Source organism: Cupriavidus sp. C2SS-8b (assembly GCF_057073745.1).
Map to the genome: position 1 here is coordinate 3,569,052 of NZ_CP172716.1, position 26,638 is coordinate 3,595,689.

The following is a 26,638-nucleotide window of genomic DNA, read 5'->3' on the forward strand; positions in this document are numbered from 1 at the left end:
TGACGTTTGGGAGTGCAAGGCCGGCACGCAAACCTGCAGCGCGGCCGACAAAAATTTCAGCGCAGGTGCGACAGCGGCAAGGCGCCTTCGCTCTTGAGCGCGGTCAGGACGATGTTGGAACGGATGCTTTCCACGCCCGGCACCCGCATCAGGCGCTTCATGGTGAATTCGGCCAGGGTAGGAAGATCCGGCACGACCACGCGAATCAGGTAATCGGCCTCGCCGGCCACGGAATAGCACTCCTGCACTTCCTCGAGCAGCAGGATTTCCTCGCTGAAGCGTTCCGTGATGGTGTCGCCGTGGTGCGCCAGCTTGACGCTGATAAAGACCAGTACGCCCAGTCCCAGCGCCTGCGTCGACAGGCTCACGCGATAACCGGTGATGACACCGTCGGCTTCCAGCCGGGCCAGCCGCCGGCCTACCTGGCTCGACGACAGGTGTACCCGCTCCGCCAGTTGCTGGTGCGTGGAGCGCCCGTCAGCCTGCAGGGCGGCAATCAGCGCCAGGTCGAAGTGGTCAAGGGACACCATACGCAATTCCCGCATTAATCGTCTTGTTTGCGCGAATTATACGCACCATGAGTGTGATATAAGCCGATTTTGCGGCTTAATTTCACCAATTGACGCCTAAACTACGCAGATAAACCGCTTGCAACGCACTGCGCCAATCCAGGAGACAAATTCGATGTCCGCTATCGCCAGCGCCCCCGTTCAAGAAGCTTCCGCCCAGTTTGACGGAAACTTCCAGGGCACCATGACCGACAAGCTCAGGGAGCAGTTCGACGCCGGCCTGCTGTCCGGCCAGGAGCTGCGCCCGGACTTCACCATCGCGCAGCCGGTGCACCGCTACAGCAGCACCGACCACGCCATCTGGCGCAAGCTCTACGAGCGCCAGGCGTCGATGCTGCGCGGCCGCGTCAGCAACGAATTCCTGCAAGGCCTGGCCACGCTGGGCATGGAAAAGGACCGCGTGCCCGAGTTCGACCAGCTCAACGAGACGCTGATGCGCGCCACGGGCTGGCAGGTGGTGGCCGTGCCGGGCCTGGTGCCGGACGAGGTGTTTTTCGATCACCTGGCCAATCGCCGCTTCCCCGCCAGCTGGTGGATGCGCAAGCCCGAGCAGCTCGACTACCTGCAGGAGCCGGACTGCTTCCACGACGTATTCGGCCATGTGCCGCTGCTGATCAACCCGGTGTTCGCCGACTATATGGAGGCCTACGGCAAGGGCGGCCTCAAGGCGGCGGGCCTGGGCGCGCTGGACATGCTGGCGCGGCTGTACTGGTACACGGTGGAATTCGGCCTGATCCGCACGCCCGAAGGCCTGCGCATCTACGGCGCCGGCATCCTGTCCAGCCAGGGCGAGTCGGTCTACAGCCTGGATTCGGCCAGCCCGAACCGCATCGGCTTCGACGTGCGGCGCATCATGCGCACGCGCTACCGCATCGACACCTTCCAGAAGACCTACTTCGTGATCGACAACTTCGAGCAGCTGTTCGACGCGACCCGGCCCGACTTCGCGCCGCTGTACCAGGAACTGCGCGGCCTGCCGACGCTGGGCGCCGGCGACGTGGCCGCTGGCGACCAGGTGATCCATGCCGGCACCCGCGAAGGCTGGGGCGACAGCGACGATATCTGACCGCAAGCGGCCGACCGCACGGTTTTCTGCTTTGTGAAACAATGCCGGCAAGCCCGCCAGGGCGGGCCGGCTTTTTCTTTCAATTGATCGAGCCCAACATGACACCCCTTTCGCCCCAGGCGCGCGCCACCCTGCTCGCCGAACTGCCCGGCTGGACCGACGTCGACAACCGCGACGCCATCCACAAGCGCTTCACCTTCGCTGATTTCAACGCCGCGTTCGCGTTCATGACGCGCGTGGCCATCCAGGCGGAAAAGGCCGATCACCATCCCGAGTGGTTCAATGTCTACAACCGCGTCGACATCACCCTGTCCACGCACGATGCCAACGGCCTGACCCAGCGCGACATCGACCTGGCCCGTTTCATCGAGCGTGCGGCCGCCTCGCTGCAGGCGGCGTAAGGTGCCGCACCGGCGGTACTGAAGGCAAACCGAAAGGAAGACCAGGGCCGTGGCCTGTACAATCGGCGGATCGCGGTTTCGCGTGTGCGCTACGCCGCGCCTGCCGCATCCTGTCTTCCTTCCCGGCTGATCCAGCCATGCCCGACGTCCTGCCCGAACTGCCGCCATGCGAATCCTGCTGATCGAAGACGACCGCCAGATCGCCAGCGGCGTCGAAGCCGGCCTGACACGCGCCGGCCACCAGGTGCGCGTGGTCCATGACGGCGTCTACGCCACCGAACACCTGCTGCGCGAGCAGCACGACCTCGTCATCCTCGACCTGGGCCTGCCCGGCATCGACGGCATGACGCTGCTGGCGCGCTATCGCGCCCGCAACCGCACCACGCCGGTCATCATCCTGACCGCCCGCGACGAGCTCGAAGACAAGCTCTCCGGCCTGAACGCCGGCGCCGACGACTATCTCGTCAAGCCGTTTGCCCTGCCTGAACTCGAAGCCCGCGTGCGCGTGCTGCTGCGCCGCAGCCAGCATGGCGAAGCCGTGCCCGACCGCGATGTGCGCCTGGGCCGCCTGCGCCTGTCGGGCAACGATCGCCGCATGTTCATCGACGGCAAGCCGCTGGAACTGTCGCCGCGCGAGTTCGCGGTGCTGGAACTGCTGCTGCAGCGCCAGGGCCGCGTGGTCAGCAAGGCCCAGCTGCAGGACCACCTGGCGACCTTCGCGCATCCGGCCGGCGAAGGCGGCGATACCGTCGGCGATACCGCCATCGAGGTCTATGTGCACCGCGTGCGCAAGAAGCTCGAGGAAAGCGACGTCGAGATCGTCACGGTGCGCGGCTTCGGCTACCTGCTGCAGGTCCGCGCCGGCCAATGAACGCGCGCGTGGCACGGGCCGCGACTGCGCCGGCCGGCTGACTGAAGCTTCCGCGCCATGTGGCCGCGATCCCGCATCTCCCGTTCCGCTGCCGAACCCGGCACCCCGTCGTCGTCGCAGCCGCCGCCGCAGACCCGCCGCACGGCGCAGGCGCCGCGCGTGGCGGTCAACGCCAGCCTGCGCGTGCATCTGCTGCGCGCGCTGGCCACGCCGCTGTTCGCGCTGGTGCTGGTGAGCGGCTCGCTCTCGTACTGGCTGGCCGCGCACTACACCACGCAGGTATTCGACCGCGCGCTGTATGGCGTGGCGAACAGCATCGCGCAGCAGATCCGCATTGCCGGGCCGCGGCTGGAGCAGGACATCCCGATGATCGCGCAGACGCTGGTCGAGGCCGAAGGCACCGATCGCATCTACTGGCGCATCCATGGCCCGGACGGCCTGATCGGCGGCATGGATACCTGGCTCGGCTACGGCACCGGCCAGACCACGCTGCACGACGCACGCCTGTTCTATGCCTGGTTCAGCGGCCGCCAGGTCCGCGCGGTGCGGCTGCCGATCATGCTGCCGAGCCCGGCAACCGACGAACTCGGCACCAGCGAGGACGGCAAGGCGACGCGCGGCCCCATCGTGGTGGAAGTGGCGGAACTGCTGGACCGCCGGGAAACGGCGGCCAACGAGATTCTGCTGTCGGTGTCGGTGCCGCTGATCCTGCTGCTGCTGGTGGGCAGCCTGATCCTCTCGCACGTGCTCAAGGAAGAGCTGGTGCCGCTGCAGATCCTGACCGACAAGCTGAACCGCCAGACCGCGCGCTCGCTCGCGGCGCTCGACGAAACCCAGGTGCCGGCCGAGGTGGCGCCGCTGATCCGCGGCCTGAATGCGCTGCTGTCGCGCCTGCGGGACGCGCTGGACGCCCAGCGCAAGTTCATTGCCGATGCCGCGCACCAGTTGCGCACGCCGCTGACCGCCGTGAAGCTGCACGCCGACCGTGCCATGGAAGCCGATTCGCTCGAAGTCGCCCGCCACGCGCTGCGCGAGCTGCAGACCGCCTCCGACCGCGCGGTACGCCTGTCCAACCAGCTGCTGTCGCTGGCGCGGGCCGAGCCCGGGCTGTCGCTGGAGCGGCTGGGCCCGGTGGAGTATTTCGACCTGGCTGCGCTGGCCTTCGAGACCGGCGCGGAATGGGTGCCTCAGGCGCTGGCGCGCCGCCTTGACCTGGGTTTCGAGGTCCTGCCCGGCCCGACCTTTACCGGCAGCTCGCCGGCCATGGTGCGCGGCAACCGGCTGCTGATGCGCGAAGCCCTGTCCAACCTGATCGACAACGCCGTGAAGTACGTGCCCCCGGGCGGGCGCATCACCGTACGCGCGGGCGGCGAGGCGCTCGGCAATCGCGGCATGGCCGTGGTGATGGTGGAAGACAATGGTCCGGGCATCGCGCCCCAGCGGCGCGAAGAGGTCTTCAAGCGCTTTTTCCGTGGCGATCGCCAGGGCGACCAGGTGCCGGCGGCCCAGACCGCGGGCGCCGGGCTGGGGCTTGCGATCGTGCATGAAATCATCGGCCTGCACCACGGCACCATCCGCATCGAGGATGTGCCGGCCGGCAACTCGGACACCGCGGCAGCCACTGCCCCCGACCCGGCCACGAGCCCTGAACGGCGCCCGACCATGCGCTTCGTGATCCGGATCCCGTGCGAAGCTGCTGGGATGGCCGCCTGACGCGGGCGGCTCAGGTCGCCCGGGTTTGAGCGGGGCTTACTTGCTGCCCGACTTCTTGTCCTTGGGCGCAAGCATGGTGCCGCGGCATTCCGGACTGCCGCAGCGGCACTCGAATTCCTTCTTCAGCTTCTTCGTATAGCGGGCTTCGATCACCAGCCCGTAATCATAGAAAAGCTCTTCGCCAGCCGCGATATCGCGCAGCGCGTGGATAAACACCTTGCCCTTCTTCTCGCGCGCCTCGCAGTTCGGGGCGCAGGCGTGGTTGATCCAGCGCGCGCGGTTGCCGCCGAACTTGGCGTCGATCACGCTGCCGTCGTCCAGGCTGAAATAGAACGTGTGGTTGGGATCGTTGGGGTCGTGCGGGTGGCGTTCCAGCGCCTTCTTCCAGGAAATATGCTCGCCCTTGTATTCGATCACCCGCTCACCCTCGGCGATCGGCGCCAGCGCGTAAACGCCTTTGCCATGCACGCCCGACTGGCGTACCTCGATGCGGTCGCTCGCCGACTTGCCCGCCTTGCTTGCCTTGCCGCTGTCCTTGCGCTTTGCCTTGTCAGCCATTTGCCTTTCCGTGCTGGTCGCTTTCCGTTGCATTGCAGGCGCCGATCCCCTCGACGCGATCGGGATGATACCGGCGTGCCCCGGCACCGTATACGCGGGCCTCGACATCGACGGCGCGTATACGTCGAACACAACCCAGAAGCGGCTCGCATGAGCCCGCCAAAGTCGTATACGCAACCACCGCAAATGTGGATAAGGCCGCCTGTTTCTGTGGATAAGAAGCCGGATTGCATGTGGGCTGCCTGGGGCTGACATGGGGACGCGACTGGAACAAGTTCGGCCATCGGCGGGCGCTCTTTCCGTATACCCGGAAGTCATCCACGTCCGCCAACACTGCATCCCTGTGGTTTTCGTTTACGTAAACCGTTGATCTGGCTGACGTTTACCTGCTTATCCACAGAAAACGACCCCGTTTACCTACTACCACTATTTGTATACATGAAAAGAAAGATGTAAACCCAACGGCCCACCCCTCGCGCGACCTGAAAGCCGGGGTCGGGACGAGGGCGTAAACCAGCCGTCAGAGCCAGGTTGCCACGTCGACGGCGCCTGCCCGGCGTATACGTCGGCCGAGGTATACGCAAAAACGCAAAAAGCTCTGCAAAGCCCATATGTGGACCTGCAACATAGTGCATGTGGGTAGTGGAGGCAGAGAGCGAGGCCGCCTCGGGTGATCCGGGATGCCGGCGCAAGCCTTGGAAAGGGCCTTGCAGGCCTTTGGAGCCTCGGCAGGGCACTCCGGTACCCAATGGAGGTCGTACGGCTGCCACGCGCGTATACGCGCTCACAGGGCGCTGAAGCGCTTCAACAGGCCAAAGCCGCGTAAACCGCACATAGAGCGCGGCTTCACCATGGGCAGAGGGGGCCGACGGTCAGCGAAGTCACGGCCCGAAGCGGCTTTCCGGATAGCTTCTCGTAACAATCTCGTCCAGTGCGCCTTGTCCGGCACGGTATCATGTGGCCCGCGACGTCTTTGCCGGTCCGGTCCGCTAGGGGCCTTCCGTGCCTGGACGTCTGTGTTTTATCAACTCGATACGGAGTGAAGCATGACGAAAACCGAACTGATCGACGCTATCGCAGCCGGTGTGGACGGTCTGACCAAGGCAAAGGCCGAGCAGGCACTGAACGTGACCCTGTCGGCCATCATGGACGCCGTTGCCAAGGGCGATACGCTGAGCCTGGTCGGCTTTGGCACGTTCAGCAAGGGCGAGCGCGGCGAGCGCATGGCCCGTAACCCGCGCACCGGCGAAGAAATTAAGGTGGAAGCGGCCAAGACGGTGAAGTTCAAGGCTGGCCAGAAGTTCAAGGACGCCGTCAACCAGTAAGTCCGGAAAGTCCGGCGGGCCACTGCCCACCCCGGCTTTGCATGTTCCCGCCATGCCGCCACCGTGTCGCCCAAGGGCACAGGTGCGCGCCGGGCGGGGAAACGTTATCCACAGTGCCGGCAGGAGACTTCTGCAAAGGCCTGTGTACCCGGGCCCGGCCCGTCCAGCGGCTGGCCGGCCAGACCCGCAAACAGCCGTTCAGGCACGGTTGATCAAGGCCACAGCGTGTACGGCGCAACATTGGGGGCCATATGCTTCCCCGATCGGACCAGGACACCTTTCCACAGCGTTATTCACAGCGCTTTCCACAGCGGATTCCACAGGCTTCTCCACAGGCCCGGGGTTGGGTTCTTGGTGCCGCCCTGGCGCTGGCAATGCTCGCTGGCTGCAGCACGGTAAGCGAACCCGCGCGCCCGCAAGCCACTCCCCTGCCCGACCTGGAGCGGCCCGTCACCACGCCGGGCGCGACCGCGCGCGAACGCATCGTCGAAATCGCCATGCAGGAATGGCGGCGCTGGGGCTCGCAGACCGTGCGGCTGGGCCGCGACGATACCGCTTGCGTGACGTTCAGTCCGCTGCCCGCGCCACCACCGCTTGAAGCGCAGGCCGATACGGATGGCATACCGGCCCAGGCTTCCGCCGACCAGGATGCGGACCCGGACAGTGCCGGGGCCGGCTGTGTTTCCTTTCCGGATGGCACCGGCATGGAAGCCACGCCGCTGGGCTGCCAGATGGTGCGGCGCTACTGGGGCATCGTCGGCCAGGCGCCCGATTGCGTGCAGGCCACGCGGCCGTCCTGGGCGTGGTCGGCAGTGTTCATTTCCTGGGTCCTGCGCAAGGCCGGACTCGACGATCGCCAGTTCCTGACCGGCCAGTCACATTCGATGTATGTCGTGGACGCGCGCGACGGCATCCTGCCCGGGCCCGCCTTCCACATCGAACCCGTTCCTGCGCTGCCGCGCACCGGCGACATCATCTGCGCGCCGCGCGGGCGGGACAGATACCTCGAAGACATCGCCGAGATCGGCTTTGGCACGACGCCCATGCATTGCGACATCGTGGTCTCGGTGGACCGCGCCGCGCGGCTGGTGAAGGCCATTGGCGGCAACGTCCAGCAGTCCGTGTCGATGGAGGAGATCGAACTGGGCGATTCAGGCCTGCTCGATGGCGTGACCAACTCGCATATGCCCTGGCTGCTGATCATGCGGAGCAACCTGCAGTAGGTTATTCGCGCGACAAATCAAGCAGGTTAAATCTTCGATGTATTGATTTGTCGCGTAGATGAGATCAGGGAAACAGTTCGAGCTGCGACGTATCGCGATCGCTCGTGCCTACGCCCACGCCCAGCAACCGTACCGGCAAGCCGCGCCGTGCATGGCCCTCGGCCAGCAGGCGCGCGTAGGTATCGCGATCGGGCGCATGGCCGCGGCATTCCACGGTGGTCTGGCGGAAGTCCGCGAAGCGCAGCTTCACGGTGAGCTTGTCGATGGTGTCGTGCGCCTGCGCCCGGGCAATGCGGGCTTCGAGCATGGCGATCAGCGGCTCCAGTTCGGCCAGGCAAGCCTGCAGGTCCGGCAGGTCGTCGGCATAGGTCTCTTCGACGCTGATCGACTTGCGTTCGCGCTCGGGCGATACCGTGCGGTGGTCGACGCCGCGGCACAGGTCATGGAGCCGCGCGCCGAAGCGTCCGAACTCCCGATGCAGCCGGTCCGCCGGCCAGTCCCGCAGATCGCCGCAGGTCTCGGCGCCCAGGCGCTTGAGCTTGGCCGCGGTGACCGCACCCACGCCATGGATGCGCCCCACCGGCAGTTCGGCGATAAAGGCATCCACTGCCAGCGGCCGTACTACGAAGAGCCCGTCCGGCTTGTTCCAGTCGCTCGCGATCTTGGCCACGAACTTGTTCGGCCCGACCCCCGCCGATACCGTGACCCCCACCTCCTCGCGCACGCGCCGCCGGATTTCCTCGGCGATGCGCGTGGCGCTGCCGCCGTGGTGCGCACACGCGCTCACATCGAGATAAGCCTCGTCCAGCGAAAGCGGTTCGACCAGGGCCGTGTACTCGCGGTAGATCGCGAAGATCCGGCGCGAGACCTCGCGGTACTTGTCCATGGCCGGGCGCATGATCAGCAGGTCGGGACAACGCCGCAGTGCCTGCGCCGACGACATGGCCGAGCGCACGCCGAATGCGCGTGCCTCGTAGTTGCAGGTGGCAATCACGCCGCGCCGGTCAGCCGCACCGCCGACCGCCATGGGCCGACCGCGCAGCGACGGGTCGTCGCGCATTTCGACCGACGCGTAGAAGCAGTCGCAGTCGCAATGGATGATCTTGCGCTGGACGGCAGGTTCGCTGGACGGAGGCGGGTTGGCGGACATGCGGTTAAAGGGATGGTGGAACGTCTCCATCCATCGACGCTATTTATGATTAGGTATTTGAAGGCCTGCGCTTCATTTGTCGCATCGATTGATTCTGGCGGAAATCGTGCGACCGGGTCTTTAATTTCATCGATGCAATGAATGAATGATGCTCACTGATTTGCCGGTTCATCTTTCACGTTCATGGAGTTGGGTTTTTGCCGGGTACCGGCCCACAGTCCTTCCGCCGCATACAACACCAGAGATATCCAGATCAGCGCATAACCCATCTGCTTCTGCGGCGGAAACGGCTCATGCCATAGCCAGACGCCGAGCAGCAGTTGCAGCGTCGGGCCGGTGTACTGCAGCAGGCCCAGCAGGGACAGCGGAATACGCCGGGCTCCGGCGGCAAAGAACAGTAGCGGCACTGCGGTGACCGGACCCGCCATCAGCAGCAGGAATTGCGTACCTGGTGCTGCGTGCCGGAAGCTGTCCTGGCCCGTGGCGAACAGGTAGACCAGCGCCGCGGCGGCCAGCGGGAACAGCAGGAGCGTCTCGAGCGACAGCCCTTCCAGCGCCCCCAGGGCGCCCGTCTTGCGCAGCAGCCCGTAGCCGCCGAAGGTCGCCGCCAGTGCCAGGGCAATCCACGGCAGCTGGCCAGAAGCGATCGTCAGCCAGGCCACCCCGCCTGCCGCCACCGCGATCGACAACCACTGCCCCGGCCGCAGGCGTTCATGCAGGAACATCACGCCGAGCAGCACGCTGAACAGCGGGTTGATGAAATAGCCCAGGCTCGCGTCCACCACGCGGTTAGCGGACACGGCCCAGATATAGAGGAACCAGTTGCCGCACAAGAGCGCGGCACTCGCGGCAAAGGAGAGGATCAGCCTGCGGTCCGTGACTACCTTGCCAAGCCAGGCCCATTGGCGCCTGACGGCCAGGATGGCCGCCAGGAACACCAGCGACCAGACCATCCGGTGCAGCAGGATTTCGGCCGGTGCGATGCCCGGCAGCGACTTGATGTAGAGCGGGAGCAGCCCCCAGATGGTGTAGGCCAGGAGTGCGTAAAGGATGCCGAGTTGCATGGGGATTTCCGATAGATGCTGCGCGCGATTCTACCGGCGGGGGTGTTTTGTTGCCGAAGTGCGGCTGGCTTCGGCATAGCATTCGCGCGAAACAAAAAACCCCGTGCCTTCACAGGAACACGGGGTTTGAGCTGGCGGGGGCTGCCCCCGCGTCGCGGCCTTACAGCTTGCGGGAGTAGCTGAACTGCGCGAAGGCCTGCTCGGCCACGTTGAACCACGCGGCCTCGTTGTTGCGGAACACGCGCCAGTCGTCGTAGATCTTCTTGAACGACGGGTTCTTCGCGGTTTCGTCGGCGTAGGCTTCCTGCGTCGCCTTGAAGCAGGCTTCCATGATTTCCTTGGAGAACGGGCGCAGCTTCACGCCGTTTTCCAGCAGGCGGGCCAGCGCCTGCGGGTTGACCGTGTCGTACTTGGCCATCATCGTGGTGTGGGCCTCGATCGTGGCGGTTTCCAGCGCGCGCTTGTACAGCGCGGGCAGCTTCTCGAACTCGCTGGCCGAGGCATAGAACGACAGCTGCGCGCTGCCTTCCCACCAGCCCGGGTAGTAGTAGTACGGCGCCACCTTGTAGAAGCCGAGCTTCTCGTCATCGTACGGGCCCACCCACTCGGCCGCATCGATAGTGCCCTTTTCCAGGGCCGGGTAGATGTCGCCGCCGGCGATCTGCTGCGGCACCACGCCCAGGCGCGACAGCACCACGCCGGCAAACCCGGCAATGCGGTACTTCAGGCCCTGCAGGTCGGCCACGGTCTTGATTTCCTTGCGGAACCAGCCGCCCATCTGCGCATTGGTGTTGCCGCCCAGGAAGTTGACGACGTTGTATTCCTTGAAAAACTCGCGCATCAGCTTCATGCCGTTGCCTTGCAGCATCCAGGCGTTCTGCTGGCGCGCGGTCAGGCCGAACGGGACGGTGGTGTCAAAGCACAGCGTGGGGTTCTTGCCGAAGTAGTAATAGCCGGCGGTATGGCCGATCTGCACGGTGTTGTTCTGCACCGCGTCCAGGACCTGCAGGCCCGGTACGACTTCACCGGCGGCGAAGACCTTGATGTTGAACTTGCCGTCGGTCAGCTCCTTGACGCGGGCGGACAGCAGTTCGGCGGCGCCGAAGATGGTGTCCAGCGACTTGGGGAAGCTCGATGCCAGGCGCCATTCCACGGCAGGATTGCTGCCGACGACGGCCGGGGCGGCGGGGGTGCCTGCGGCCGGTGCCGCGGCCTTTTCATCCTTGCCGCATGCGGCAAGTGCCCCGGTTGCGGCCACGGCCGACGCTTTCAACAGGAAGGAACGACGCTGCATTGACTTCTCCTCTTTTATAGATATTGGTGCGGATGCGGGCCTGGGCGCCGATCGTGTCATCGCGCCTTGCACCGACCGTGACGTGCCCTTGGCCGGGATGGTGCCGTGGGCCCAACGCTGTGCGTGTTGCGGACGAGAACCCTTGCGATGGCGGGACGATATCCAACCGCCTTGAGACACCCGTTCGTAACAGGCCGGAGCTGTCTTACCCGAAAGAGTAGGGTAGGGACGAAGTCATTACTGACCTGTCCCCCCCTAGGAACCGTACGTGCGAGTTTCCCCGCATACGGCTCGGGTCTCAACTAAATGTCTCTTCTGACACCGGCTTCACAACAGTTCTACCTTGGTGATGCACTTGCTTGTGACAGTTCGGATGCAGCAGCACGCGATTCCCTAGCGCATCGGAGCCCCCGCGTATGCGAGGTTCGATGTGATGATCTTCCCATCCTGTTTCCTTGGTTATCTTGCACTGACACACCGCGCACAAGCCTTGCTGGGATAGATACAGTTTGATCCACTGCTTACGGTGCGCCATGTTTTCCAACATTCGCTCTTGTCGCAGCTTTTCGCCGTACCGCTCCTGCGTAGGATCGAAGGGATTGTAGTCCCCCCGAATCTTCTTGTGCCGCCGGATAGTCGTACCCGCAAGCGAGTACAGTTCTGTCCAGCCTACACTGCCGTTGCCGCTCACGAACTTGGTTCCGAACACCCAGTTTCGTTCTCCGACGGTTGCGAAATACTTCCTCCGCACCCATTCGGCCGACTTATGTGGATGTCGCCGTTTTGCCCACCGCCGTAGAGCAATAAATACTTCATGCTCCATGCGGGCGAACGCCGATTTAGCAACCACGGGACTGTGATACTGTGCCCAGCCCCGCAGCATCGGGTTTAACAGCCGAATTAGAACCGACTGCTCCACCGTCTTGTTGGTGCTGATGACCGCCTTCACCTTGCGATAGAACGCTTGCGCGTTTTTCTTGCTTGGCTTGATGAGCAGCGTTCCCGAGTACTTACGGAAATTCCACCCTAGGAAGTCAAAGCCGTCAGCGATGCCGACGATCCGCGTTTTCTCCGTCGATAGCGATAGCCCCCGTACTGCGAGGAACTGTTCTACCCACGGTTTCACTTCGCATTCGAGGACCCCCGGCGTATCACCGGTGATCACGAAGTCGTCCGCGTAACGCACAACATTCACTTTGAGCCTTTTCGCCTTGGTCGCTCCCAACTTTGTTTTGAGGAACTCGGTCAGTTGCGTTTCCAAGCCGTTCAGCGCCACATTTGCCAGAGTCGGGGAAATGATGCCTCCCTGCGGCGTTCCGGCTTCGGTCGCCTGAAACTGGCCCTGAAATACCACGCCAGCCTTCAACCACTTCCGAAGGATTGCTTTGTCCATCGGGACATTGCGCTCCAGCCAGTCGTGACTGATATGGTCGAAGCATCCTTTGATGTCTGCTTCCAGCACCCATTGAGCCGAGGCTTTTTGGGATAAGGCAACAAACAGCTGGGACATGGCATCCGCGGTGGATCGGTTGGTCCTGAACCCATAAGAGTTCGGATCGCTCGTTCCTTCGGACACCGGTTCCAGCGCCAGCAAATACAACGCTTGCATGGCTCGGTCCAACATGGTTGGAATGCCCAGAGGGCGCTCCTTCCCATTGGCCTTGGGGATGAAAACCCTCCGTAATGGCAAAGGTCTGTACCCCCGGCGCTTCAACCTCCCAATGGCTTCCCACCGGGCTTCAGGCGTTTTCCACTTTTCGCGATCGACGCCTGCCGTTCGCTTACCTTGGTTCATCGTCACTCGTCGTACCGCCAGTGCTTTGGCGGAGAACGAGCGGGTCAGAGACCGTTGTAGGGCTTTCACCCTACGCCAGTCCCCTTCCTGTGTCGCCTTCGCAATTCGAATCTGCATTTCTCGAACGTTCCGCTCCACGCGGCGCCAGTTTATGGCGCCCCAGGTTTGCGGCACGCCGGAGAGCGCAGATTCATCCTTGCGGTTCAATGCTTCCATGCTGCTCTCCTATCTTGAGGATCCCCCCAACATCAAGAGACAGCACGCCCCTTGAGGGACGTGTTGCCCCTCAAGGGAAGAAAATTTAAACAAGCGAGATCAGTCAGCCGTCCTGCGACGATTGACCAGTTGGAAGTCTGCCCGCTTTCGCGTGGGGTGATGTCTCAACCCCTATCCAGACCATTACAGCCCGGCGTTCGCTTTTTCCAACATCCCATACCCGCACAGCCAACAGCGTTCCTTGCGGTCCGCCTGCCTGAGCCAGACTGCGCTCCGGCAGCCATACGGGCTTACCACGTTCCCTGCGCATTACACGACTGGGTTAGGGTCTGCCTTTCCGCCGGTGGTCATCGTGGCGACGTGTCCCAAGGCTTGAGTGGGACAACCGACCACACACCGTTTGGTTAATGCCTAACAGCAGCTTTGGCATCTCAATCGTTACGACGTTTATCAGCAGTTCACTTACGTTACCCATACCAGTCAGCCTAGCGCCTCAACCCCGTTGCTGCTCGGAGCCTCCACCATCCTGTCTCACGACCTGATGGCACCCTTTCGGGGGCCGCATTGTCAGGAGAGCTTCACACCCCACCGTTACCAGTGACGCATGTCCCCCTAGGCTACTGCTAGTCGCATAGCAGGTTCTCTATCGTCACGCCCTTTCGGACATTTCCGACCGAACCATAATGCACAGAGCTACCGCTCCGGGACCTCACCTACTTACTGTCGTGCTCCCTTACCAGCGAGCGCTTGACGGCATCGAACGCTCTTGCGAGCCTCGATGTCATCCCAAAGAACGTAGCGCCGTTCCATCCGGAACGGTTTGAATGCTATGTTGCGGCGGTACAACGGAAACTCCGCTGTCTAACCGCAGACACCCTCCGGGGAGAGTGTTTACAGAGAACTCGCCCAAAGGCGAGCGTCCCCGCCCTTGGGCAATGGCTGGAAATCCATCCAGCAAAAGCAAGCCGTAAGGCGCCGATAGTCTGGCTTCCTCACAACACATCGGACTCCCCCTAGCTGTTCGGCCGGGTTCGTCTAAGCAAGTAATTGGTCGAGATTGGACGGTTCAGGCCGAGGCCCTTCCCTTGTCTCGACAAAGGTCGATGCTCCTTACGTTGGAGCTACCCGGACACGAGAATGCGTGTCGCACCAAGCCCACCGATTATAGCGGTGCCTTTTTCGGCACGGAGCCCTATGCAAGTCCGGGTTTTCGCTAATCTGGAAGACGGCTTCGCAATCGGAACACGCGTCCGAAGCCGTGCCACGCGCCCTGCGCTTTTCGTATTGTGAGAAGGCCAACGTTGTGATGGATTTTGTAACCCGGCTTGCAGTCAAATCGAGCGGCTGTTAAAAAAAGACCCCCGAAACCGGGTCTGCCGTACCGGTCCGTTCGTTGCATGCTGTCTGAATTCCTTGCCGCTTCCTGCCGTCGCTTTCCCCGCCGCCGCCTGAGTATTGCCGTACTGGCTGCCTGGGGGATGACGGCGTGCGCGCAGACGCCGCAGGACCTCCAGTCGCTGGCTCCGCCACGGATCCAGCCAGCGCGACCGGCGCCGCCCGTGCTGGCCATGGCCACGCCGGCCGATGATCCGCTCGCTGCCCTGATTGCCGGCGAGCAAGCGCCGCCCAGGGCTGTGGAGCCGCCCCCTGCGCCCGCCGAGCCCGCCGCGCCCGCTTCGGCAGATGCACAGGTGGCACAGGCCACCACGCCGTCAGAGGATGACTTCGTCGGCCCGCCTGATTCTGCTGCCCCGCCCCCTGCGCCCGTGGTGCTGTTCCCCGCAAAGCTCGGCCACTTCCTGCCCGAACCGCCTGCGGAAGCTGACAACAGCGATGCCACGCCGTCCGACGCGCCACCGGTGCTGCGCTCGCAGCTCCCGGCCGATGACGCCGCGGTCGATTCCGTCTGGCGCCTCAGCTACAGCGGCCGTGCCGCCGCTGAAGAGCGCGACGCCACCATGCGCGCCTGTGCCGGCGGCGCGTTGTCAACGGGCATCGGCCACGGCCTGGCATGCCGCAGCGCGGGCGAGGTCAAGATCCGCGAGTCGGTGCTCGACCTCGACGGCGGCGCCCAGGTCATGCTGATCGCTCAGGCCCGCGGCACGGATGCCACTTCCGTCAACGGCCGGCCCGCGGCGGTCGATCCCTACGCGCTGGTGCCGCAGTTCTACACGGCCGTGAACGGCCTGTCGGTGCTGGACGGCGCCACCATGTGGGCCGGCCGCCGCGACAGCGATCCGCTGCTGATGTCGTCGGGCCTGCTGCCGCCCAATTCCGCGGCCATGCGCTTCGGCGTGGACAATGCGCGCGTGCTCGGCGACATCGGCCTGAGCTACCAGTACACCGCCCGCAATGACCAGAACGGGCAGAACCTGCCCAGCTACCACTCGCTGCGTACGGCGCCCATCGCGACCAATCCGCACGGTTCGGTGCAGTTGGGCTTCACGCGGGTCGAAGCACAATCCGTGGTGGCGGACTCGGGCAGTGCCTGGTGGGCGTCGGCGATGCATGAGCAGAAAGGCGTGCTCGCCGGTACCAACCGGGTCGGGCTGCAGTTCGGCTCCGGCGCGCGCAGCGCCATGGCGGGCTACACGGGCATGGGGGATTCGCTGTCGCGCGTGCGGGTCGCGGAATCGCTCGAGTGGAAGGGGAAATCCGGGCTGGGCGGTTCGGTCGAATCCAGCATGCAGTTCGACCGCTCGCCGGTCGGCACGCTGCAGTGGGCGGCCACGCGGATCCGCCCGGCCTATGTCGCCAGCGACCAGTTCAAGCTTGTCTTCGAGGTGGCGCGGGACCAGATCTCGTCCGGCTTCGGCACCAGCGGACAGCGCACCGCGCTGACCGTCGCGCCGACGCTGACGCTGGGCAAGGCCGCCGGCAATGCGAACCTGCGCGCGTTCTACACCTACAGCCGCGCCACCGATGTCGACGGCCTCGCCTTCACGGCCCCGGCCGAGGCCTGGGCCACGCAGAACAGCGGCTCGATCTTCGGCGTGCAGCTCAATCGGCGCTGGTAGTCGCGGCCGGCCCGGCCTGACGCCAATGCGCCGCAGGCGCGGCCTCTACCGCCGCGGCCGGCTTGCGGTACAGCCAGTGGAACAGCAGCGTAGCGCTCAGTCCGCCGGCAATCTGCGCGATCACGAAGCCTGGCACATCGACGGGACGGATGCCGGTGAAAGTATTGGTCATCGCGCACGCAATCGTCAGCGCCGGGTTGGCGAACGACGTCGATGACGTAAACCAGTATCCGGCGGTGATATAGCCGGCCACGACAAATGGCACCAGGCCCGGACGGCTGCGCAGCGTGCCGATGCCGACCCCGACCAGCCCGAACGTCGCCACGAACTCGCTCCACCACATCGGCAGGCCCGTGCGGCTCTGGGCCGACCACGCCAGCACCGGTTCGCCGAACATCGCATGCGCGGCCATCACCCCGGCAATGCCGCCGCCGACCTGCGCCAGCACGTAGCCCAGCGCGGTGCGCGGCGAGAGCGTGCCCTGCACCAGCGCCGACAGGCTCACCACCGGATTGAAATGCCCGCCGGACACCGGTCCCAGCGCGACCAGCAGCGCCATGAGCCCCGCACCGGTGGCCAGCGCATTGCACAGCAGTGCCAGGCCGACATTGCCACCGGCCAGCCGCTCGGCGCGGATGCCTGAACCCACCACCACGGCGATCAGCAATGCCGTACCCAGTCCCTCTGCCGCCAGCCGGCGCGAAAGCGTACTCACTGCTGCGCTCCCCGGGTGGCGGTCATCAAGGGACAGGTCATGCGGAGCGGCCGCATGGCGCGGCGCAAGGTCTTCAGGAGCTGGGGCATGTGTGGCCAGGGTGCGGGCATGTCCTGCACGGAACAGGACATCAGGCCGAAAGAGAGGACGACAGCAGCGTGGCAGCGGGATGCGCAACGTCGCCTGAGACGACGCCTCGATCGGGAACAAAACCGGCGCCCAGGCATGGGGCCGCCGGAACGCGAAGTTTTCCGCCGGCGGACATAGACGTCAATGCGCGCGCGCGATCTTGTGAACAGACCGCAGGTATGGAATCAGGATGCGGCGTGGCAGAAGCCCAGCCGCAACGCGCTCAGCGCAACAGGAAGGCGATATCCTCCACGCCGATCTTTGCGACAGGGATGCCGCGGCGGCGCTGAAACAGGATGTGCTGCTGCACGCGGCTGCGCTGTTCGGCGAACACCGTCGGATCGATGGGCGTGCCGATGCGCATGTAATGCTGCACGAGCAGCTTGTAGGCACGGTGACGGATCTGCAGCGAGTCGGCTTCGGCGCGCAGCCGCTTGGTTTCGGCGGGGCTCCGGTCGACCGCCTGGTGAAGTTCGTCGACCGTGCGCGCGTGAAGCTCGCGGTAGACATCGCGCTCGGCCTCGGCGTGGTGCAGTTCATCGCGCAATGCGCGGATCTTCTGCTGCAGCTTCAAGGTCTGCGCCATGGCCTGCTGCACATTCCTTGCCGCGCCCAGCGCGTGGCTCGCCGCGGCCATGGTGCTCTTCCAGATGCCGCGTTCGGCGGCTTCGGTTTCCTGCGGCCAGCCGATGCCTGCCTCGGACAGCGTATCCATATTGACCCCCAAGTAGAAACAGCCTGAAGCGGCCGCGCATTCTGTGTGCGCGAGTCCGATACGTCTTCGGCATCAGGCAATCGTAGAGACATGTCTAACGACAGCCAAGTCAAAACTTTTTAGATCTGGTTTGTATCGCCGGGCGGATAGCGGCGTGGGGAACGGCGGCGCAAAAACAAAAAGCCCGACTCGATGAGTCGGGCTTTTGATGTTCTGGTGGCCTGGGACGGAATCGAACCGCCGACACAAGGATTTTCAATCCTCTGCTCTACCGACTGAGCTACCGGGCCAAAGAAGCGAAACTATAGCAACGGATCTTGTGCCCGTCAAGCGTTCATTGCATCACTGCTCCGCGGGTTCCTGCTTGTTGCGGCCCAGTTCCACGCCGAGCTGCTTGAGCTTGCGGTACAGGTGCGTGCGCTCCAGGCCGGTCTTCTCCGCCACGCGGGTCATGCTGCCGTGTTCGCGCACCAGGTGGTACTCGAAGTAGGCACGCTCGAACAGGTCGCGCGCCTCGCGCAGCGGCATGTCGAATGAAAAATGCATCTCCGCTTCGGGCGGGCGGGCCGCGTTGCTGCCATTGGGCGCGGCTTCATTGCCGGCCTCGGCGGCTGCCGGCGCCAGGGCAGCGTCCACGGCAGGCACCGTCGGTGCGGGCGTCGCAGCAGTCGCCGTGCGCGGGCGTTCGATGCCACGGGCCAGGCCCTGCTCGACCGCCGACAGCAGCTTCTGCAGCGCGATCGGTTTTTCCAGGAAATTCAGTGCGCCGATCTTGGTGGCCTCGACCGCGGTGTCGATGGTGGCATGGCCCGACATCATGATCACGGGCATTGTCAGCTGGCCTTGCGCGGACCACTCCTTGAGCAGCGTCACGCCATCGGTATCCGGCATCCAGATATCGAGCAGTACGAGATCAGGGGTCGTGCCCGCCCGGTACTCGCGTGCCTGCTGCGCGTTCTCGGCGACCTCGACCACATGGCCTTCGTCACTCAGGATTTCCGAGAGCAGTTCCCGAATACCCATTTCGTCATCGACTACGAGGATCGTTGCCATACTTCCCCTCTTAACCCCACCGTAGCGCTCCGTGACGGACCGCCAAGTTGACTATGCCAGTTTAACGAACAGGATCGAGATCTGTGCACCGACGATCTCGGCACCGTCCATTCGATTGCGCAGTTCAATGCGCGCGCCGTGTTCGTCAATGATCTTCTTTACCATTGCCAGGCCGAGGCCCGTGCCCTTGGCTTTGGTGGTCACATAAGGCTCGAACGCACGACTCAGGATGCGCGGTGCAAAGCCGGGACCATTGTCCGCAATGGTTAGCTTGACTGCCTGACGGTTTTCGCCGGCAGAATCTTTATATTCTACAGTCTCGGTGTGTAGAGCGATACGGGGCGCCGCCCTACCCGCCGCGACGTTCTCGGCCGCGGCATCCTGCGAGTTCTGCAACAGGTTGTGTATCACCTGGCGCAGTTGCGTCGGGTCTCCCTTGATCTCGGGAAGGTCGGGGTCCAGCGTCGCATGGATCACCGGATGCTCATGCACAGTGTGGTCGTCGATGCCATACAGGTGCAATACCTCGGATACCAGCGCGTTGATCTGCAGTGACTGCAGCACCGCCGGTGGCGTGCGCGCATAGTCACGGAAGTCATCGACCATGCGCTTCATGGCCGCCACCTGGTTAACGATCGTGGCCGCACCGCGCTTGAGGACTTCGGCGTCCTTGTCTTCGAGCTTCGGCGAAAGCTTCATCTGCAGGCGTTCCGCAGACAGCTGGATCGGCGTGAGCGGGTTCTTGATCTCATGCGCAAGGCGTCGCGCGACTTCGCCCCAGGCCACCGACCGCTGGACCGAAATCACGTCGGAGATGTCGTCGAACACGACCACGTAGCCAGGCTCGTCGCGTTCGCCGCCGGGCAGGCGCGCACCGCGCACCAGCAACGTCAGCGCCTGCTCTTCATGGCCTTGCGGCAGTTCGATCTGCTTCTGCCAGTGCTCGGCGCCACCGAGCACTTCGCGCGTGCTCTGATCGGAAAAGGCCTGGCGCACGATCTCGCCGAACGGACCCATGCCGGGGATATGTTCCATCGGCAGCCCCAGCACGGCGCCGAACGGCTGGCGGAAGATGCGCTCGGCGCCGGGGTTGGCGGTGATCAGCACGAAGCGCCGGTCAAACACCAGCACGCCGGCCGTGAGGTTCTGCAGCACGCTTTCCAGGTAGGCCTTCGATTGCTCGAGCGCGCTGCGGTTTTCCTCGACCGCCAGGCGCGCTTCGGCAAGCTGTCGCGTCATCTGATTGAACTGCTGCGTGAGCATGCCGAGTTCATCGCGGCTCTTAAGTTCGCGCTTGGGCGAGAGGTCGCCTTCGGCCACCTCCTTGGTCCCCTGCACCAGCATCAGCAGCGGGCGCGCGAGCTGGCCGCCGAGCAGCAGCGCGAGCATCACCGCGATGAACACCGCCAGGAACAGCGTGAGCGTCAGCGTGCCGATATACATCTTGCGCAGGCCGGTGCGGCCCAGCGCTTTTTCCTGGTACTCCTGGTAGGCGCGCTGCACTTCATCCGCATTGCGCGCGAGCACGGCCGGCACGGGGTGCACGACCTGCAGGTAACGCTCTTCACGCACGGTGTCGCCCACCAGGCCGAACCCGCTCGACGGCGAATCCTCGGGCCGGCGCTCCACCGAAAGGCCGGAGCCGGCCCAGCGCGTCTTCGGCGCGGCGGCGCGCGGGGCGTTGGCGGCGGCCGTGGCCGTGCTGGTATCGCCGGCGGGCGCGGCGCCGAGCGGAATGATCACGCGCAGCCGGTACAGGTGGCTGCTGTCGATGCGCTCGGTGCTGTTGCCATCCACGGATGGATCGGTCCCGCCTTCCACCGCGGCGTAGCCGCCTGCCAGGCGCGCCTGCTCGGCCAGCACGCCCGACGGCAGGTCGGGGACCAGCGTGGCATAGCTGCTGGACGCCGTGGCCAGCACGCGGCCGCTGCCGGTGAAGATTGCGGCTTCCTGTATGCCGTATTGCTCGCGCAGGCGATTGAGCTGCAGCGAGGTGGCCATGCCGGACGGCCCGCTCAGCTGGTCGGCCATCAGGCGTGCTTTGCCCTGCAGGTCGGCCAGGGCGCTGTCGATGGTCGAGCGTCCCAGGTTCAGGCCCGCTTCGAGCGCGGTTTCCACGCGCACGTCGAACCACGATTCGATGCTGCGCGAAACGAACTGCAGCGACACCAGGTAGATCAGCACGCCGGGCAGCACGCCCACCACGCCGAAGAACACGGCAAGCTTGGACATCAGGCGCGTGCCGAACTTGCCGCGGCGATAGCGCAGCCATAGCGTCAACGCCAGCGCGCCGACCGTGATCACCAGCAGCGCGCCGACGACCAGGTTGATCTTGAACAGCAGCGTGAAGTAGCGGTCGAAGAATTCCGTGTTGGCCGAAGCGCCGGCCAGCAGGCCCACCAGCACCAGCGCCAGGAACACGATGATCCCGGCGACCACCCGGTAGAGCACGCGGCGGAACCGGCTGTCCCAGAGACTGCTGCTGTTCATGGCTGGCCGGGGACAGACTGCACCAGCGTGAACGGCGAGAGCGCGGTCGACACGGTCTGCGCGAACGGGCTGCCACGCGTTTCGGCTGCCGCGGCCGGTGCCGACGCGGGTAGCGGAGGCGATGCCGGCATGGCTGGCGAGGCCGGCAGCGCAGGCGCGGGTACGGGCGCCGGCGCCGGCGGTGGCGCGTTCAGGTCAGTGGGCACGGTATAGGTGAAGCGGCGCCAGTCCGAAGCCAGGTTCCACTCGCGCGTATTGACCGCATTGATCTGGAACGGCTTGGGCAGCTGTGACAGGTCCAGTTTCATGCGGACCTCGGCATGATAAGACTCGCCGGGCTTGACCGCGCCGCGGTCGAACACGCGCCAGCCATGCACGCGCTGGATGAATTGCAGCGCGCTCTTCAGGCGCGCGAACGGGACCTGCAGGCCGCCCGTGGACACGCGGTACTGGCGCGTGAGCGGCTGGTAGGACAGGCGGATGGTACGGCTGGTATTGACGGGCTTTTCATCGAACCAGTACCAGCGCGGGCGGGTGAGCTGGAACTCGACCATGAAATACAGCGAGATGCCCTTGTTCAGCGCGTCTTCGAGCGCCGGCGGCAGGTCGAAGTCGAAGCTCGCCGTCAGGTCGAAGCCGTTGTCCTGGTATTCGATGCGCGCCTCGGTGGCTTCGATGGCCTGTGCGCCGACGGCGCCGGCCCAGAGCAGGCACGCCAGCACCAATGCCAGCACCGCGCACGTGCGCCGCAGCGCGCCGGCCGTGTCACCGCGCCACGCCCCGGCAATCGCGCGCGCGCGGTCTGCAGGGACGCGGAAGTCTGACAAGCGCAGCGTGCTCACCATCGGATCAGATCAAGCGCGTTTCTGGAAGCGGGCGTAGAAGAAGCCATCATGATCAGACGGCAGGCCGTCCCGGCCAGCATCGTTGTCGCTGGCGGGCTGTGTTGCTTGGGAACCGGGCAATAGCTGCCCCGGTGCCTGCAATCGTATCGCATCTGTCAACTGTGCACCAAACCAGCGCGCCTGCTCCTCCCCTTCCGTTGGGAAAATAGAACAGGTGACATAGACCAGGATGCCGCCCGGCTTGAGCAGCGGCCAGAGTTGCGAAACGATGCGTCGCTGTTCATTGACAAGCCGGGCGATATCGGCTTCGCGGCGCAACCAGCGGATATCGGGGTGGCGGCGCACGATGCCTGAGGCGGAGCACGGCACGTCGGCCAGGATGCGGTCGAACTGCTGTCCGTCCCACCAGTCGCCGGGCCGGCTGGCATCGCCCACCACGATATGCGCGCGCTTGCCCAGCCGTGACAGGTTCTCGTCGATGCGGCCGGCGCGCTGCGCGTCGCTTTCGACCGCGGTCACGTCGATGTCGGCCAGTTCCAGCAGGTGGCCGGTCTTGCCGCCGGGCGCGGCGCAGGCATCGAGCACGCGCATGCCGTCGGCGACTTCAAGCAGCGGCGCGGCGAGTTGCGCGCCGGCATCCTGCACCGACACATCGCCCTGCGCGAATCCCGGAATCTGCGTCACCGGAAATGCGCGCACCAGGCGCACGGCCTGGGCGCCGATGGCCTGTCCCGCCAGGCCGGCATTGGCCAGCTCGGTCAGGTATTGCTGCAGCGGGATGCGTGCCGTGTTGACGCGCAGCGTCATCGGCGGACGTACGTTGGCGCTTTCGGCCAGCGCCATCCATTGGTCGGGATACGCTTCGCGCAGCATGCGCAGCCACCATGCCGGCAGGTTCCAGCGGGCCTGCTCGTCGCGGTTCACTTCGGCCATCAGCGGCTTCTGTTCACGCAGGAAACGCCGCAGCACGGCATTGACCAGGCCACGCGCGTGCGCAGTCTTGGGTTCGGAGGCGGCGGCGCTGACGGCCTGGTCCACCACCGTGAATGCGCTGTAGCCGCCGCGGCCAACCTTGGCCGAGTCGCCCTCCTCGCCTTCGAGCAGCAGCGACAGCGCGACGGCCAGCAGGGAATCCACCTGCGCGCCGGGCGGCCGCGTGACCAATTGCGTCACCAGTGCGCGCGCCGTGCCGAACTGGCGCATGGTGCGGTAGGCCAGGTCCTGCAGCGCGCCGCGCGTGGCGGCATCGCGCACGCGGTCCAGGCGCAGGTGCGTGGCGGTATCTTCGATGGCCTGCGGCAGGGCCGTGCCTTCATTGACGGCACGCACGGCCATGGCGGCACCGAGCATCTGGAAGGCAAGCGATTCGTGGGGCAGGCGCATATCGGTAAGGCTTAAGACAATAGGACAAGGGGCGTGGCAACGGCTGACAGGCCAGGCAGGCGCAGGCGGCGCCACGCGGGCAAGAAAAAGCCCGCTGGCCTGGCAGGCAAGACAGCGGGCAGTTTACCCTGTGCGAAGCGGGGCACCTGGTTTTAGGCGCCGCGGCCCGGCTGGCATCAGGCCGGGTACGTTCCGGTCTGCGCCATCTGCATCAGGCGGGCAATGCGCTCCTCGGTCGCCGGGTGGGTCGAGAACAGGTTGGCGATGCCGCCGCCCGACAGCGGGTTCATGATCATCATCTGCGCCGTGGCCGGATGCTCTTCCGCGGCCTGGAACGGGATGCCCTGCGCATAGCGGTGGATTTTGTCCAGCGCGCTGGCGAGCGCCTGCGGGTCGCCGCTGATCTCCGCGCCGCCGCGATCGGCTTCGAATTCGCGCGCGCGGGAAATCGCCATCTGGATCAGCGAAGCGGCCAGCGGCGCCAGGATCGCCACGGCAATGCTGGCGATCGGATTGCTGCGGTTGCCGTTCTCGTCGCGTCCGCCGAAGAACATCGCCATGTTGGCCAGTGCCGAGATCGCGCCGGCCATGGTCGCGGCGATGGTCGAGGTCAGGATGTCGCGGTGGCGCACGTGCGCCAGCTCGTGCGCCATGACGCCGCGCAGTTCGCGCTCGGACAGCACGCGCAGGATGCCCGTGGTGGCGGCGACGGCGGCGTGCTCGGGGTTGCGGCCGGTGGCGAACGCGTTGGGGGCGTCCTCGTTGATCAGGTACACGCGCGGCATCGGCAGGCCGGCGCGCTGCGACAGTTCCTGCACCATGCCATAGAACTGCGGCGCGCTGCCGGCATCGACCTCCTGCGCGTTGTACATGCGCAGGACCATCTTGTCCGAGAACCAGTAGGAGAAGAAGTTCATGCCCAGCGCCATCACGAGCGCGAACATCATGCCGTTGCGCCCGCCGATCATGCCGCCGATGACGATGAACAGCGCCGTGATGGCCGCCATCAGCATGAAGGTCTTGACCCAGTTGAACATTGACGTGATCTCCGTGTAGTCGTCCCGTACGCCGCCGACGCTGTGGGGCGCGCTGAACGTTAGATAGGGATGAAACGCTGAAAATTCAACGGGTTTGCGCGGCTGCCGGAATGCAGCGTGGCAGCCACGCTGGCCGCGCTCCCGGGCAGATGATGACCGTGCCCGCCAGGGTACGCAATCCGCACTTCACATGGGGGCGTCAGGCTGCCGCGGCCGGCACGGCGAAGCGAGTTCCCGGTGGCAGCGGCGTCCCTTGCAGGAACTGCTGCGCGGGCTGGCGGCGGCCGCCCGGCTTCTGCAGTTCCGTGACCTGCAGCGCGCTGCCGTCGCCGCAGGCGATGATCACGCCACTGGCGTCGGCGACCAGCACCGTGCCCGCCGGATGCGGAAGACTGCTGCCGGCGGACAGCGGCACGGCTTGCCAGCACTTGATCACGGTGCTGTCGAGCTGCAGCGTAGCACCGGGAAAGGGGTTGAACGCGCGCACCTGGCTGGCCAGCTCGGCCGCCGGTCGGCGCAGGTCCAGCGGGGCTTCGTCCTTGCCGATCTTCTCGGCGTAGGTGACGCCGGCATCGGGCTGCGGCGTGGCGGGCAGCGTCTCGCCCGCGGCGAGCTTGCGCAGCGCGTCGACGATCATGCGGCCGCCCAGCGACGCCAGCTTGTCATGCAGCGTGCCGGTGCTGTCGTCGATGGCGATCGGCACCGACTCGCGCGACAGCATGGCGCCGGTATCCAGGCCTTCGTCCATCTGCATCAGCGTGATGCCGGTCTCGGCGTCGCCGGCTTCGATCGCCCTGTGGATCGGCGCGGCGCCGCGCCAGCGCGGCAGCAGCGAGGCGTGGATGTTCAGGCAGCCGAGCCGCGGCAGTTCCAGCACCTCGGCCGGCAGGATCAGGCCGTAGGCGGCCACCACCATGACATCGGGCGCGATCTTCGCCAGCGTGTCGACGGCCTGCGCGGCCTCTTCAGGATATTTCCCCGTGCGGCGCAGCGAGCGCGGCTGGAGCACCGGCTCCAGGCCATGGGCGACGGCGAACTGCTTGACGGGGCTCGCCTGCAGCTGCATGCCGCGTCCGGCCGGACGGTCCGGCTGGCTGAGCACGGCGACCACCGGGAAACCGGCGGCATGGATGGCTTCAAGCGCGACACGCGCGAATTCGGGCGTGCCGGCAAAGGCGACACGCAGGGACTTGGCTGCGGACATGACTGGCTCCCTGATGCGGACCTGAAAACAGAAGCGGACCTGAAAACAGAACCGGCCGCATAGCGGCCGGTACGTTCCTGACTTCGGAAGCCATAACGATAGCAGACACGGCGCGGCTGTCCCAGCCTCGGCGCCGTGCGCGTCCCGTCGTGGATGTCTGTTACATGCGCGCGCGTTCGCGCTTGTGCAGCTTGGACTTGATGCGGGTCTGCTTGAGCGGCGACAGGTATTCAACGAACACCTTGCCGAGCAGGTGGTCCATCTCGTGCTGGATGCAGACGGCCAGCAGGTCATCGGCCTCAAGTTCGAAGCGCTCGCCCTTTTCGTTGAGCGCGCGCACGCGCACGCGGTCGGGGCGCTCTACGCGGTCATAGACCTCGGGCACCGACAGGCAGCCCTCTTCCCAGACCTTGCGGTTGTCACTGGCCCAGACGATCTCGGGATTGATAAAGACCTGGAGCGCGTCGCGCGTCTCCGACAAGTCAATCACCACCACCTGCTCGTGCACGTTGACCTGTGTGGCGGCCAGCCCGATGCCGGGTGCCTCGTACATGGTTTCCGCCATGTCCTTCACCAGTTGGCGGATGCGGTCGTCCACTTCCTTGACGGGTTTCGCCACGGTATGCAGACGGGGATCGGGATAGGTCAGGATGTCGAGTTTTGCCATGATGCTAGGGCGCAACGCCGGCGGCTCTGGGCTGTCCGGCCGCGTTGCGGCGGCGGGGGATTACATGCAGAATCGGGGCGCTAGTACAAAAATTCAAGGCGCGCCGCAGCAGGCACGCTCTCCAGGGTCAATCCGGCT

General features: G+C 65.2%; 22 protein-coding genes and 1 tRNA gene. 7 read left to right on the forward strand and 16 right to left on the reverse strand.

Annotation, left to right across the window (positions count from 1 at the left end; all coding sequences use genetic code 11):
* Positions 1 to 56 precede the first annotated feature (56 nt).
* A complete protein-coding gene (locus ACIGJB_RS16585; protein ID WP_483730762.1) occupies positions 57 to 530 on the reverse strand; it encodes an Lrp/AsnC family transcriptional regulator in 474 nt (157 codons plus the stop codon).
* A gap of 154 nt (positions 531 to 684) precedes the next feature.
* Between ACIGJB_RS16585 and phhA the strand changes: the two genes are divergently transcribed.
* The 4 genes from phhA to ACIGJB_RS16605 all read left to right on the forward strand — a co-directional run bounded on the left by phhA (position 685) and on the right by ACIGJB_RS16605 (position 4,620).
* Complete coding sequence (gene phhA / locus ACIGJB_RS16590; RefSeq protein WP_483730763.1) at positions 685 to 1,635, forward strand: phenylalanine 4-monooxygenase; 951 nt, start codon at positions 685 to 687, stop codon at positions 1,633 to 1,635.
* 98 nt (positions 1,636 to 1,733) lie between these two features.
* Positions 1,734 to 2,036: a 4a-hydroxytetrahydrobiopterin dehydratase gene (locus tag ACIGJB_RS16595; RefSeq protein ID WP_483730764.1), complete on the forward strand. Its 303-nt coding sequence runs from the start codon at positions 1,734 to 1,736 to the stop codon at positions 2,034 to 2,036.
* A 166-nt stretch (positions 2,037 to 2,202) separates the two neighbouring features.
* On the forward strand, positions 2,203 to 2,907 hold the full coding sequence (locus ACIGJB_RS16600) for a response regulator transcription factor (RefSeq protein WP_211952709.1): 705 nt from the start codon (positions 2,203 to 2,205) through the stop codon (positions 2,905 to 2,907).
* A gap of 57 nt (positions 2,908 to 2,964) precedes the next feature.
* Positions 2,965 to 4,620 carry a sensor histidine kinase gene (locus ACIGJB_RS16605; protein ID WP_483730765.1) on the forward strand — a complete coding sequence of 552 codons (1,656 nt, stop codon included), beginning with the start codon at positions 2,965 to 2,967 and terminating at the stop codon, positions 4,618 to 4,620.
* 36 nt (positions 4,621 to 4,656) lie between these two features.
* On the opposite strand, the gene ACIGJB_RS16610 is transcribed toward ACIGJB_RS16605, so the two are convergent.
* The gene (locus ACIGJB_RS16610; protein WP_483730766.1) at positions 4,657 to 5,178 is read right to left on the reverse strand and encodes an SET domain-containing protein; all 522 of its coding nucleotides are present in this window, start codon (positions 5,176 to 5,178) and stop codon (positions 4,657 to 4,659) included.
* Positions 5,179 to 6,224: 1,046 nt separating this feature from the next.
* Here ACIGJB_RS16610 and ACIGJB_RS16615 point away from each other — a divergent pair.
* Together ACIGJB_RS16615 and ACIGJB_RS16620 are read left to right on the forward strand one after the other, a co-directional pair.
* On the forward strand, positions 6,225 to 6,503 hold the full coding sequence (locus ACIGJB_RS16615; protein WP_211952706.1) for an HU family DNA-binding protein: 279 nt from the start codon (positions 6,225 to 6,227) through the stop codon (positions 6,501 to 6,503).
* A gap of 251 nt (positions 6,504 to 6,754) precedes the next feature.
* Complete coding sequence (locus ACIGJB_RS16620) at positions 6,755 to 7,726, forward strand: DUF2272 domain-containing protein (protein ID WP_483730767.1); 972 nt, start codon at positions 6,755 to 6,757, stop codon at positions 7,724 to 7,726.
* 64 nt (positions 7,727 to 7,790) lie between these two features.
* Here the strand turns inward: ACIGJB_RS16620 and dinB are convergent, their stop codons facing one another.
* The 4 genes from dinB to ltrA all read right to left on the reverse strand — a co-directional run bounded on the left by dinB (position 7,791) and on the right by ltrA (position 13,245).
* Positions 7,791 to 8,876: a DNA polymerase IV gene (dinB, locus tag ACIGJB_RS16625; protein ID WP_483732356.1), complete on the reverse strand. Its 1,086-nt coding sequence runs from the start codon at positions 8,874 to 8,876 to the stop codon at positions 7,791 to 7,793.
* A 152-nt stretch (positions 8,877 to 9,028) separates the two neighbouring features.
* Positions 9,029 to 9,940, reverse strand: coding sequence for an EamA family transporter RarD (gene rarD, locus ACIGJB_RS16630; protein WP_483730768.1), 912 nt, complete (start codon positions 9,938 to 9,940; stop codon positions 9,029 to 9,031).
* A gap of 160 nt (positions 9,941 to 10,100) precedes the next feature.
* Entirely contained in the window at positions 10,101 to 11,234 is a 1,134-nt protein-coding gene (locus ACIGJB_RS16635) for a TRAP transporter substrate-binding protein (RefSeq protein ID WP_483730769.1), read from the reverse strand.
* A gap of 298 nt (positions 11,235 to 11,532) precedes the next feature.
* A complete protein-coding gene (gene ltrA, locus ACIGJB_RS16640; RefSeq protein WP_483730770.1) occupies positions 11,533 to 13,245 on the reverse strand; it encodes a group II intron reverse transcriptase/maturase in 1,713 nt (570 codons plus the stop codon).
* Positions 13,246 to 14,642: 1,397 nt separating this feature from the next.
* Here ltrA and ACIGJB_RS16645 point away from each other — a divergent pair.
* Positions 14,643 to 16,262 carry a carbohydrate porin gene (locus ACIGJB_RS16645; RefSeq protein ID WP_483730771.1) on the forward strand — a complete coding sequence of 540 codons (1,620 nt, stop codon included), beginning with the start codon at positions 14,643 to 14,645 and terminating at the stop codon, positions 16,260 to 16,262.
* Here ACIGJB_RS16645 and ACIGJB_RS16650 read toward each other — a convergent pair.
* The 10 genes from ACIGJB_RS16650 to def all read right to left on the reverse strand — a co-directional run bounded on the left by ACIGJB_RS16650 (position 16,246) and on the right by def (position 26,500).
* On the reverse strand, positions 16,246 to 16,977 hold the full coding sequence (locus tag ACIGJB_RS16650; RefSeq protein WP_483730772.1) for an aquaporin: 732 nt from the start codon (positions 16,975 to 16,977) through the stop codon (positions 16,246 to 16,248). The genes ACIGJB_RS16645 and ACIGJB_RS16650 overlap by 17 nt on opposite strands.
* 352 nt (positions 16,978 to 17,329) lie before the next feature.
* Positions 17,330 to 17,821, reverse strand: coding sequence for a hypothetical protein (locus ACIGJB_RS16655; RefSeq protein ID WP_483730773.1), 492 nt, complete (start codon positions 17,819 to 17,821; stop codon positions 17,330 to 17,332).
* A 214-nt stretch (positions 17,822 to 18,035) separates the two neighbouring features.
* Positions 18,036 to 18,111 (reverse strand) — tRNA-Phe (locus ACIGJB_RS16660).
* Positions 18,112 to 18,163: 52 nt separating this feature from the next.
* Positions 18,164 to 18,874: a response regulator gene (locus ACIGJB_RS16665; protein ID WP_483730774.1), complete on the reverse strand. Its 711-nt coding sequence runs from the start codon at positions 18,872 to 18,874 to the stop codon at positions 18,164 to 18,166.
* Positions 18,875 to 18,925: 51 nt separating this feature from the next.
* Entirely contained in the window at positions 18,926 to 21,364 is a 2,439-nt protein-coding gene (locus ACIGJB_RS16670; RefSeq protein WP_483730775.1) for a sensor histidine kinase, read from the reverse strand.
* Entirely contained in the window at positions 21,361 to 22,209 is an 849-nt protein-coding gene (locus ACIGJB_RS16675; protein WP_483730776.1) for a DUF4390 domain-containing protein, read from the reverse strand. The genes ACIGJB_RS16670 and ACIGJB_RS16675 overlap by 4 nt, the downstream gene beginning before the upstream one ends.
* Before the next feature lie 9 nt (positions 22,210 to 22,218).
* Complete coding sequence (gene rsmB, locus ACIGJB_RS16680; RefSeq protein WP_483730777.1) at positions 22,219 to 23,592, reverse strand: 16S rRNA (cytosine(967)-C(5))-methyltransferase RsmB; 1,374 nt, start codon at positions 23,590 to 23,592, stop codon at positions 22,219 to 22,221.
* Between the two features lie 176 nt (positions 23,593 to 23,768).
* Positions 23,769 to 24,629: a zinc metalloprotease HtpX gene (gene htpX, locus ACIGJB_RS16685; RefSeq protein WP_483730778.1), complete on the reverse strand. Its 861-nt coding sequence runs from the start codon at positions 24,627 to 24,629 to the stop codon at positions 23,769 to 23,771.
* Between the two features lie 199 nt (positions 24,630 to 24,828).
* Positions 24,829 to 25,833: a methionyl-tRNA formyltransferase gene (gene fmt / locus ACIGJB_RS16690; RefSeq protein ID WP_483730779.1), complete on the reverse strand. Its 1,005-nt coding sequence runs from the start codon at positions 25,831 to 25,833 to the stop codon at positions 24,829 to 24,831.
* 160 nt (positions 25,834 to 25,993) lie between these two features.
* Positions 25,994 to 26,500 (reverse strand): peptide deformylase, encoded by a 507-nt coding sequence (gene def, locus ACIGJB_RS16695; RefSeq protein WP_483730780.1) that lies wholly within the window; start codon positions 26,498 to 26,500, stop codon positions 25,994 to 25,996.
* Positions 26,501 to 26,638: the final 138 nt, after the last annotated feature.

Excerpts from the sequence above, each read along its gene's own strand:
- ACIGJB_RS16670 (WP_483730775.1), bottom strand. The coding sequence starts at position 21,364 with ATGAACAGCAGCAGTCTCTGGGACAGCCGGTTCCGCCGCGTGCTCTAC.
- ACIGJB_RS16665 (WP_483730774.1), bottom strand. The coding sequence starts at position 18,874 with ATGGCAACGATCCTCGTAGTCGATGACGAAATGGGTATTCGGGAACTG.
- rarD (WP_483730768.1), bottom strand. The coding sequence starts at position 9,940 with ATGCAACTCGGCATCCTTTACGCACTCCTGGCCTACACCATCTGGGGG.
- ltrA (WP_483730770.1), bottom strand. The coding sequence starts at position 13,245 with ATGGAAGCATTGAACCGCAAGGATGAATCTGCGCTCTCCGGCGTGCCG.
- ACIGJB_RS16610 (WP_483730766.1), bottom strand. The coding sequence starts at position 5,178 with ATGGCTGACAAGGCAAAGCGCAAGGACAGCGGCAAGGCAAGCAAGGCG.
- def (WP_483730780.1), bottom strand. The coding sequence starts at position 26,500 with ATGGCAAAACTCGACATCCTGACCTATCCCGATCCCCGTCTGCATACC.
- ACIGJB_RS16645 (WP_483730771.1), top strand. The coding sequence starts at position 14,643 with ATGCTGTCTGAATTCCTTGCCGCTTCCTGCCGTCGCTTTCCCCGCCGC.
- ACIGJB_RS16655 (WP_483730773.1), bottom strand. The coding sequence starts at position 17,821 with ATGGATACGCTGTCCGAGGCAGGCATCGGCTGGCCGCAGGAAACCGAA.
- htpX (WP_483730778.1), bottom strand. The coding sequence starts at position 24,629 with ATGTTCAACTGGGTCAAGACCTTCATGCTGATGGCGGCCATCACGGCG.
- ACIGJB_RS16635 (WP_483730769.1), bottom strand. The coding sequence starts at position 11,234 with ATGCAGCGTCGTTCCTTCCTGTTGAAAGCGTCGGCCGTGGCCGCAACC.
- ACIGJB_RS16620 (WP_483730767.1), top strand. The coding sequence starts at position 6,755 with ATGCTTCCCCGATCGGACCAGGACACCTTTCCACAGCGTTATTCACAG.
- ACIGJB_RS16675 (WP_483730776.1), bottom strand. The coding sequence starts at position 22,209 with ATGGTGAGCACGCTGCGCTTGTCAGACTTCCGCGTCCCTGCAGACCGC.
- dinB (WP_483732356.1), bottom strand. The coding sequence starts at position 8,876 with ATGTCCGCCAACCCGCCTCCGTCCAGCGAACCTGCCGTCCAGCGCAAG.
- phhA (WP_483730763.1), top strand. The coding sequence starts at position 685 with ATGTCCGCTATCGCCAGCGCCCCCGTTCAAGAAGCTTCCGCCCAGTTT.
- ACIGJB_RS16585 (WP_483730762.1), bottom strand. The coding sequence starts at position 530 with ATGGTGTCCCTTGACCACTTCGACCTGGCGCTGATTGCCGCCCTGCAG.
- ACIGJB_RS16605 (WP_483730765.1), top strand. The coding sequence starts at position 2,965 with ATGTGGCCGCGATCCCGCATCTCCCGTTCCGCTGCCGAACCCGGCACC.
- rsmB (WP_483730777.1), bottom strand. The coding sequence starts at position 23,592 with ATGCGCCTGCCCCACGAATCGCTTGCCTTCCAGATGCTCGGTGCCGCC.
- ACIGJB_RS16600 (WP_211952709.1), top strand. The coding sequence starts at position 2,203 with ATGCGAATCCTGCTGATCGAAGACGACCGCCAGATCGCCAGCGGCGTC.
- fmt (WP_483730779.1), bottom strand. The coding sequence starts at position 25,833 with ATGTCCGCAGCCAAGTCCCTGCGTGTCGCCTTTGCCGGCACGCCCGAA.
- ACIGJB_RS16615 (WP_211952706.1), top strand. The coding sequence starts at position 6,225 with ATGACGAAAACCGAACTGATCGACGCTATCGCAGCCGGTGTGGACGGT.
- ACIGJB_RS16595 (WP_483730764.1), top strand. The coding sequence starts at position 1,734 with ATGACACCCCTTTCGCCCCAGGCGCGCGCCACCCTGCTCGCCGAACTG.